This window comes from Streptomyces sp. NPDC054794, from assembly GCF_053611585.1.
Window position 1 is genome coordinate 23,593 of record NZ_JBSHAQ010000061.1, and the last position, 9,111, is coordinate 32,703.

At 74.1% G+C, this 9,111-nt stretch carries 5 protein-coding genes; 1 reads left to right on the forward strand and 4 read right to left on the reverse strand.

Features of this window, described 5'->3' with window-relative positions; translation table 11 throughout:
- Positions 1–7: 7 nt before the first annotated feature.
- The 3 genes from ACWGKT_RS40780 to ACWGKT_RS40790 form a co-directional block, all read right to left on the reverse strand.
- On the reverse strand, positions 8–1,870 hold the full coding sequence (locus ACWGKT_RS40780) for an NAD-binding protein (protein WP_453277658.1): 1,863 nt from the start codon (positions 1,868–1,870) through the stop codon (positions 8–10).
- 132 nt (positions 1,871–2,002) lie between these two features.
- A complete protein-coding gene (locus ACWGKT_RS40785) occupies positions 2,003–2,779 on the reverse strand; it encodes a DUF4118 domain-containing protein (protein WP_453277659.1) in 777 nt (258 codons plus the stop codon).
- Positions 2,776–5,289, reverse strand: coding sequence for an ATP-binding protein (locus ACWGKT_RS40790; protein ID WP_453277660.1), 2,514 nt, complete (start codon positions 5,287–5,289; stop codon positions 2,776–2,778). Before ACWGKT_RS40790 ends, ACWGKT_RS40785 begins: the two co-directional genes overlap by 4 nt.
- A gap of 184 nt (positions 5,290–5,473) precedes the next feature.
- Here ACWGKT_RS40790 and ACWGKT_RS40795 point away from each other — a divergent pair, with 184 nt between their 5' ends.
- Positions 5,474–7,048, forward strand: coding sequence for a Na+/H+ antiporter (locus tag ACWGKT_RS40795; protein ID WP_453277661.1), 1,575 nt, complete (start codon positions 5,474–5,476; stop codon positions 7,046–7,048).
- A gap of 22 nt (positions 7,049–7,070) precedes the next feature.
- Here ACWGKT_RS40795 and ACWGKT_RS40800 read toward each other — a convergent pair whose 3' ends face one another.
- Positions 7,071–8,483, reverse strand: a complete 1,413-nt coding sequence (locus tag ACWGKT_RS40800) for a hypothetical protein (protein ID WP_453277662.1) — start codon at positions 8,481–8,483, stop codon at positions 7,071–7,073.
- Positions 8,484–9,111: the final 628 nt, after the last annotated feature.

Below are 9,111 nucleotides of genomic sequence, written 5' to 3' on the forward strand. Positions count from 1 at the left end.
GGTCCCGTCAGCCCCGCCGCCCGTTCGGATGCGGCTGCACCCCCGTCATCAGGATGTCCAGGCCCCGCCGTGTCGTCGCGAGGACCACGCGGTCGCCGGCCCGCAGCACCCGGCCCTGCACCGGTCGCCAGTCGAAGCCCTGCCGGTCGAGACGGAGCCCGGCGAGGGTGTCCGACTCGGACGACGGCACGGGCCCGGCGGCGGCCCCCACCGCCAGCACCCGCCACTCGTTCTCCCGGAATGCCTCGTGCACGGACCGCCCCTCCAGCTCGGCATGCCCGGCCACGTCCACGCAGGTGAACAGCAGCGAGCCGCGCTCCACCGGCATCACCCCGAGGACATGGCGGCCCATCATGGCGGCGGCGAAGGAGGGCGCGGCCAGCGCCGAGACGCTGCGGCTGCGGGTCAGCGCGTCGGGGTAGGAGGCGCGCAGGGTGCGCTGCACGGTCGCGGCGAAGTCGTCGTCGTAGAGCCGGGTCACCACCCGGACGGCGGGATTCTGCTCGCGGACGGCCATGACGATGTCGAGGTTCTGCCCGTCGTCGCGGGTGAGGACGAGCAGCGAGCCGCAGTCTCCGACCCGGGCGCGGTCGAGCACGCCCGGGGCGGTGGCGTCCTCCAGGATCAGCGGGACGCCGAGTTCCCGGGCCAGGGCGACGCCGCGGGCGTGCGGGTCGCGTTCGATCACCACCACCTGGTGGCCGGTGTTGTGCAGCCGGACGAGCACCCGGGTGCCGACCTTGCCGAGCCCGACCAGCACGATGTGGCCGGTCACGTCGTCGTCCGGAGGATGGCTGGCGGAGGCCGCGCGGAAGGCCTCGGTGGCGTTCATCGTCGCGGCGACGACCATCGGCAGGATGGCCAGGCCCACGAAGCCGGCGATCAGCTGGAGCACCCGCCGGGCGACCGACTCGTCGGTGGCCGGGTCGCCCATGGTGAAGATGTCGAGCAGGGGCAGGTAGGTGTTCTTCCACCAGGGGTGCTCGTCGGCGAAGAGCGCGGTGGCGGTCGAGAGCGCGACGACGATCGCCGCCAGCGTGCCGTAGACGGCGGCCAGTTGGTGGGAGAGGAAGACCCGCCACGGCAGGTGGGCCAGGCGCGCCCGCAACCAGCTCCGGGCGCGGCCGCGCCGGCCGCGGGCGGCCGGTTCGGTCGTGTGGTGGTGGGTGATCTCCTCCAGCAGCAGCCGCCCGTGCGTGAACTGCCGGTGGTACGCGGTCCGGGTGTCCGGCAGCAGCTGGGTGCCGTCCTCGCCGGGTGTCTCCGCGCTGTCCTGGCTCGCCGGGTCGTCCTGGTGGGCGCCGGACAGCACGGCGAGGGTGGCCAGGTCGGTGGGCTGCGGCGGCGTGCCCGCGGGCCGTACCACGCCGCGGAAGACCTTGCCCTCGACCTGGAGGGTGTGTCCGTGGCCGACGGCGGCGGCCGCCACGAGTTCCGGTACGGCGGTGTCGGCGTCGGAGAGCACGGTGGTGGACATGTCCCGCGCCGCGTCGTCGCACAGCTGGGCCGCGCGGTCGAGCAGCCGCTCCAGGTGCCGGCCCCGTTCACGGTCGTACATCCGGACGACGAGCCGGACGGTGGGGTTGAGCGCGCGGGCCACCAGGGCGGCGGTCATGTTGACCTGGTCGTCGCCGTAGGTGAGGGCGAGCGCCGCGGCCCGCTCGACGCCCGCGGCCCGCAGCGTCCGCTCGTCCGGCCGGGCGGCGACCAGCAGTTCGACGGACGAGTCCGGGTCGCGGTGCAGCGCGGCGATCTCCGCGCCGTGCTCGTCGTGCCCGGACGGCAGCACGACGGTGACCGCCTCGCCGCACACGGCGTCCAGTTCGACGGCGAGCCGGTGGGCGAGCCCGTCGTCGCCGCAGATCACCATGTGCTGGGAGCGCGGGCCAAATTCCGTACGGGGAGGGGGAGGTGACGTCACACCAGAGGGAACGGTGGCCGGGGCGCGGGCGGTTCCGCCGACCACCCTCTCGTTATGTCAAGATCACGCCAAGTGCATCGGTCAGCGCACCGGCCCCGCCGTGTCCAGCGCGGCCCCGGTCTGGTCGGCCAGGGTCACCGCGACCAGACGGGCCTGGAGCGGCGGCACCGGGCCCGGCCCGGGGGTGAGCATGAAGCGGCCGAGGTAGTGCCCGTTGCCGTACGCCCGCAGCTCGGTCTCGCCCTGCGGCCAGCCGTGCGCGTCGATGTCGTACGGCCTGCGCCCCACCGTGACGCCGCCGTCCTGGCGCAGCCGCGGCGGCTGCCCGAGGAGCGTGCCGTACTCGAAGCGGCAGCCGCGCAGGCCGAGGAGTCCGGTCAGTTCACCGCGGACGTGGTCGACCACGGTGTCGGAGGACTTGGCGGACTGGACGAGGTCGGCCGTGGCGTGGATGCGGGCGAGGTAGTCCGCGTCGGTCACCGTGACGACCTCCAGCCGGCGGGCGTGCGCGGCGAGTTGGGACACGATCAGACCGACGACGAGCAGCAGCACCGCCGTCTCGATGTCGGCGGTGGCGTCGATGTCGAACGTGTCGTAGGGGCGGGTGAGGAAGAAGTCGAACCAGGCCGCCGCCGACAGCGCGGCGACGACGCCCGCCGTACGGCTGCCCAGCGCGGCGACCGCCACGACCGCCACGACGAGGACCAGCGCGGCGTTGGTGTGCGACAGGTCCGTGCGGAAGGGCACGAGGGCGAGCGCCACCAGAAGGGGAACGACGATGCCCGCCGCGAGGGCGAGACGGTCCCGGGGCCGGCTCGCGGTGCGGTGCGGGCTCCGGATGCCGGTCAGGGTGCTCATGGGGCACCTCCTACACTCTGCGCACCACGGGGGTGCGGTTCCGGTGCGGGTCGGGCACGCTCGGCGAGCGGCAGGGACACGACCATCGTCAGGCCTCCGCCCGGCGTGTCCTCGGGGGTCAGCGTGCCGTCCATGGCCTCGGTCAGCCCCCGGGCCAGCGCGAGGCCCAGACCGAGTCCGGTGGTGTTGTCGGTGTCGCCGAGCCGTTGGAAGGGCTCGAAGAGCCGGTCCCGGCCCGTCGGCGGAAGTCCGGGACCCCGGTCCACGACGCGGAGTTCGGCGCGCCCCGCCAGGACGCTCGCGGTCACCAGCACCGGCGTGCCGGACGGGCTGTGCCGGGCCGCGTTGCCCGCCAGGTTGGCGATCACGCGCTCCAGCAGGGGCGGGTCGGCGAGCACGGGCGGCAGGTTCTCCAGGTCGCGCACATCGACGTCGGGGACGTCCGCGAGCGCGGCCGGCAGGACCTCCTCCAGCGCGGTAGGCCGCAGATTGAGGGTGAGCACGCCCGCCTCCAGGCGGCTGAGGTCGAGGAGGTTCTCCACCAGGCGGCTCAGCTTGGCCATGGACTCGTCGGCGGTGGCGAGGAGTTCGTCGCGGTCCTCGGCGGAGAACTGGACGTCGCGGCTGCGCAGCGAGGTCACCGCGGCCCAGCCGGCCGCGAGCGGGGTGCGCAGGTCGTGGCCCACGGCCCGCAGCAGCGCGGTGCGCATCCGGTCGGCGGCCCGGACCGGCTCGACCTCGGCGGCGGCCTCGGCGAGCCGGGCCCGCTCGACCGCGGAACCGACGTGCGCGGCGAACGCGGCCAGCACCCGTCGCTCGGAGGAGGACGGGGTACGGCCGCGCAGCACCAGGTGGTTGCCGGGGCCCGCGGGCACCACGGTCGTCGCCGCGTCGGCGTCGGGCGGCTCGTCGACCAGTTCCACGGCGTCCATGCCGAACGTCTCGCGGGTGCGTTCCAGCAGGGCCGGGATCGTCTGGCCGCCGCGCACGATGCTGCCCGCCAGCGAGGACATGGTCTCCGCCTCGGCGGTCGCCCGCGCCGCCCGCCGCGACAGGCGCAGGGAGCGGTCGACGACGGCGGCCACGGTGGCGGCCACCACCGCGAACACCCCGAGAGCCAGCAGGGCGTTGGGATCGTCCAGGGTGAACTGCCCGACGGGCGGGATGAACCAGTAGTTGAGCAGCAGGGACGCCGTGACGGACGCGATGACCGCGGACGCGACCCCACCTATGCAGGCCACGCCCACCACCGCGAGCAGGAACAGCAGAGCCTCGCTGGTGAGGTTCACGGTGCCGCGCACCTGGGCCAGGGCGACGGTCAGCAGCACCGGCAGCACCAGCCCCGCCACCGGCCCCGCGATCAGCCGGGCCGTCGACAGCGTGCGCCGCCGGGACGGCAGCAGGGTGCCGCGTCCGGCCCGCTCGTGGGTGACCCGGTGCACGTCGATGTCACCGCTCAGCTCGGTGACCGTCTCCCCCGTGCCGGGTCCGGTCAGGAAGCGTTCCAGGCGGCCGCGGCGGCTGGTGCCGAGGACGAGCTGGGTGGCGTTCTCGGTGCGGGCGAACTCCACCAGGGCGGTGGCCACGTCGTCCCCGACGACCGAGTGGTAGCTGCCGCCGAGGTCCTCGACGAGTCGGCGCTGCCGGGCCAGGGAGGCGTGCGAGACCCCTGCGGCGAGGCCGTCGCTGCGGGCGACGTGCACGGCGAGCAGGTCGCCGCCCGCGGACCGGTCGGCGATGCGGGCGGCGCGCCGTACCAGCGTGTCGCCCTCGGGACCGCCGGTCAGCGCCACCACGACCCGCTCCCGGGTCTCCCAGACCTTTCCGATGGCGTGCTCGGCCCGGTACGACTGGAGCGCCTCGTCGACCCGGTCGGCCACCCACAGCAGCGCCAGCTGACGCAGCGCGGTCAGGTTGCCGGGGCGGAAGTAGTTCGCGAGGGCCGCGTCGATCTTCTCGGGGGCGTAGATGTTGCCGTGCGCCATCCGGCGGCGCAGCCCCTCGGGCGGGATGTCGACCAGTTCGATCTGCTGGGCCCGCCGGACGATCTCGTCGGGCACCGTCTCGTGCTGCGGCACCCCGGTGATCTTCTCGACGACGTCCTTGAGGGACTCCAGGTGCTGAATGTTGACCGCCGTGATGACGTCGATGCCCGCGGCGAGCAGCGCCTCGACGTCCTGCCAGCGCTTGGGGCTGCGGCCGCCGCCCGGGACGTTGGTGTGGGCGAACTCGTCGACGATCGCGACCCGTGGACGGCGTTCCAGGACCGCGTCGAGATCCATCTCCTCGAATTCTCCGCCGCGGTAGACGCACCGGGTGCGCGGCACGACCTCCAGGTCGTCGCACATGGCCTGCGTCCAGCGGCGGCCGTGGCACTCCACGAACCCGATCACCACGTCGGCACCCCGGGACGCGCGGCGGCGCGCCTCGTCGAGCATGCGGTAGGTCTTGCCCACCCCCGGGGCCGCGCCGAGGTAGACCTTCAGTCGTCCGCGCCGTACGTCGTTCATCACCCTCAGGGAAGCGCGCAGTACGGCCGTGAGGAGGTTTCTTGACGCGTCCCTGGCGCCGCTGACGAGGACGTTGACACTGTTTTGACGATCGCGGGCCCGATAGGGTGAGGGACGGTGTGCCGGGAAGTCTGGTCGGCTGGGAGCCATGGTGGCTCCGATATCAGGGCCCCAGGGGGATGGCATGCGCAGCGTCGGTACGGTTCTCGCACTCGTGGTGCTGGCCACGGTGGTGGCGACCTTCGCACGCCGGTGGCGTATACCGGCCCCCTCACTGCTGGTGGTCGCCGGCCTCGCCGTGGCTCTGCTGCCGGGCACCCCGGAGATCGCGATCAGCCCCGAGATCATCGGCCTCGTCGTGCTCCCGCCGCTGCTGTACGCCAGCGCGGAGGAACTGTCCTGGCGCGAGCTGCGCGCGGTGTGGAAGCCGGTCGGGGTGCTCGCGGTGGGCCTGGTGCTGGCCTCGGCGGCGGCGGTGGGCGCCGTGGCCTCCGCGGTGACACCGCTGTCCTGGCCGATGGCTCTGGTGCTCGGGGCCGTCCTCGCCAGCACCGACCCGGTCGCGGTGACCGCGCTCGGCCGCCGGCTCGCGCTGCCGCCCAAGGTGCAGGTCCTGGTCCAGGCGGAGAGTCTGTTCAACGACGCGACCTCGCTGGTGCTCTTCCGGGTCGCGGTGAGCGTCGCCGTGGCGTCCGCGGCGGCGAACTGGGGGGCGGCGGGCGGGGAGTTCGTCCTGCTCGCGGGCGGCGGCACGCTGATCGGGGCGGCGGTCGCGGCGGTGGTCACGGTGATCCGCCGGCGTACCGAGGACCCGATCCTGGAGACGGTGATCGCGCTGGTGACGCCGTACGCGTCCTACGTCCTCGCGGAGGCGGCGCACACCTCCGGCGTCACCTCGGTGGTGGTCGCGGGCGTGGTCCTGGGCGGCCGCGGCGACCGGCTGACCAACGCCCGCATCAGGCTCCAGCTGCACGCCGTCTACGGCACGGTGGTGTTCCTGCTGGAGAGCGTCGTCTTCAGCCTGATAGGGCTGGCGCTGCCGGCGCAGGTGGTGGCGCTGTCCGACGGCGACCGGACGTGGCCGCTGTACGCCCTCCTGGTGGCGGGCACGCTCATCGCGGTACGGCTGCTGTGGCTGGCGCCGCTGTCGGCGGTGGTGCAGCGCAAGGGCGGCGTCCCGCGCATGAACTGGCGGCTGCCGATGGTGCTGACCTGGGCGGGCACTCGTGGGGTGGTACCGCTGGCGGCGGCCCTGTCGATCCCGGAGACCACGAAGAGCGGCGCCGCCCTGGCGGACCGTCCGCTGGTGCTGGTGCTGACCACCTCGGTCGTGGTGGTCACCCTCGTCGTCCAGGGCTTCACGCTGGCCCCGGTGGTGCGCCGCTCCGGCATCGCCCTGGAGCCCGACCACACCGAGCGCGAGGAGGCCGCCGCCCGCTGCCGGCTCGCGGACGCGGGCATCCGGCGCCTGGAGGAGCTGTCGGAGCTGGAGGCCGTACCGGACGTGGTCATCGACCGGCTGCGGCGCGGCCTCAACGCCCGGCTGGACGACGCCCGCGACCGGCTGGCCGACGACAGCGGTGACGGCGTCCCCGCCGAGTCCGCCGACCTCGTCTACCGCCAGCTGCGCCGCGACCTGATCGCCGTGGAGACCGCGGAGCTGCAGCGGCTGTACGACGAGCACACGATCAGTGACACCACGCGCAGGCGCCTGCAGCGGTCCCTGGACCTCGAAGAGGCCCGGCTGGCGGACGCCTGAGCGGGCCGGCCCGGCCGGGCGCTCAGCGGAACTCGGCCAGCCGGGGCCTCAGGCCGAGTCCGGTGAGTCCGATGGCAAGGAGCAACAGGCCGCAGACCCACGGCAGTTGGTCGGCGAGTTCGGATCGGCCCGCCGCCACGGACGACGTGAAGTGGGCGCGGTTGATGTCCGTCACCTTGTCCAGCGCGGCCATCCACTCTCCGAAGTGCGCGTTGGACGTCCCGGCCTCCCAGCCCATGCAGAACTCCACCGCCTCCCGCTCCTTGCCCGTCGCGAGGAGCGCGCGGATCTTCCGGTCGTCGCGCGCGTAGACCGCGTACGCCTCCACCGTCTTCTCGGCGGCGGCCCGCTCCCCGGGGAAGGTGATGTTGTCGAGTTCGCGCCGGAACTCGCCGGTGAAGCGCAGGGCGTCGTGATCGGCCGTGTAGTCCCGCCAGGTGGCCGCGAGCCGGTCGTCGTACGTGGCGAGGGTGGCGCCCGTGAGCCCGTACAGCCTCTGGGACTTGGCGAGGAAGGAGTCCGCGTACTGGGTCCGGCGCTGGGGGTCGAGGAGGAAGCGGCTCTCGTCGGCGTTGGCGTCGTAGGCGATCGCGCGGGCGCGGGAGAGCGCGACGACGGAGTCGAAGGCGTCGCGGCGGGCCCCGCGCAGGTGCTCGGCGGAGGAGGCCAGCAGCTGGCCGCCGAGGAGGACGGCGACGAGCACGCAGACGGTGGCGGCCAGCACACCGGGATTGATGATCCGGCGGAAGCGCCGGGTGAGGTACCACTGCAGGACACCGAGCGCGCCGAGGAGCAGCAGACCGAGGACGAGGACGGCCGCGAGCTGGGCGGCCAGGGTCGAACGGGCGGCGTCGTACTGGCGGTTGAAGGCCGCGTTGTTGGAGGACACCAGGGTGCGCGCCTCCGGCAGGAGCTTGTTCTGCAGGAGGTCGGTCGCGTCGCGGTAGTCGTGCAGCGCGTCCGGCTTGCCGCCGCCGCGAGCGTCGTTCTCCAAGGCGCGGCCGATGAGCTCCTGGTACTCGGCGAAGTCGTCGGTGAGCGACTCCACGGTCTTCTCGTCGCCCCGGTCGCCCTGGGCGGCGACGGCGAGGGTCCGCAGGTCGTGGCCGATCTCGCGCCGCGCGTCGCCGTAGAAGCCGATGGCCTTCGTGTGCGGTGTCTCCAGCTCGCCCTTGCCCGCGTCTCCGCTGGACAGCAGGAGGTTGGCGGCCTGCGCGTCCATGTCGTTGAGGGCGAGGTTGAGGTCGGCGGCGCTGGTGGTGCGCGGGGCGTCCCGGTCGGCGACGGCGTTCCAGGTGCCGTGGGCGGCGAGTCCGGCCACGGCCAGCAACGCCGTCAGGGCGGCGGCGAGCAGGACCGTGGACGCGCGCAGAAGGCGCAGCCGGGCGGGCACGGTGGCCCAGTACCGGCGGCGCAGAGCGGCCCGCGCGGCCACGGCCTGCTGCCTGAGGCGGTGCCCCGACCCCTCCGCCCGCGACCGCCCTCGTGGCCGCGGTGCGGGGCCCCGCCCGGGCGGGACGACCGCCGCTCTCCGTGGCTCTCCGACAGCCTCCGTCTGAGGTCTGTGCGATGTGCCGGACGTGATCGTCACGGTCCCTCCCACGTACACGCCACGGACGGTCGCCCGTCCCCCGTGCCGCTCAGTCTGCGACCGCATCCGGCCACGAGCGCTCGGCGTTGACGCTCCCCTGACGCCTCCTCAGGGACGTTTGACGGGTCCTTGACGGCCTGCCTTCCGCGCCCGTACGGAAACCGCAAATTCCTTGCTGAGCAGGACCGTTGGGCGGTCGCCCGCGGATAGATTCGCTGTCGGCCGCCCGAGGAGGCCACGAGCGTCAGCGGCCTCACGGCTCCGGAGTCCCCCATCCGAAACGGATCGCGGCGGCCCGGTGCCCGCCCAGAGCGACGGGCACCGTCGCACGGCGTCCCGTCGTCCCATCGCCGACGCCCGTGCGCCCGCCGTGGGGGGGGGGGGGGGCGGCCCCGCCCCCCCCCCCCCCCCCCCCCCCCCCCGCCCCCCCCCCCCACGCAGCAGTTTTTGGGGCGCGGCCGCCCACGGCCCC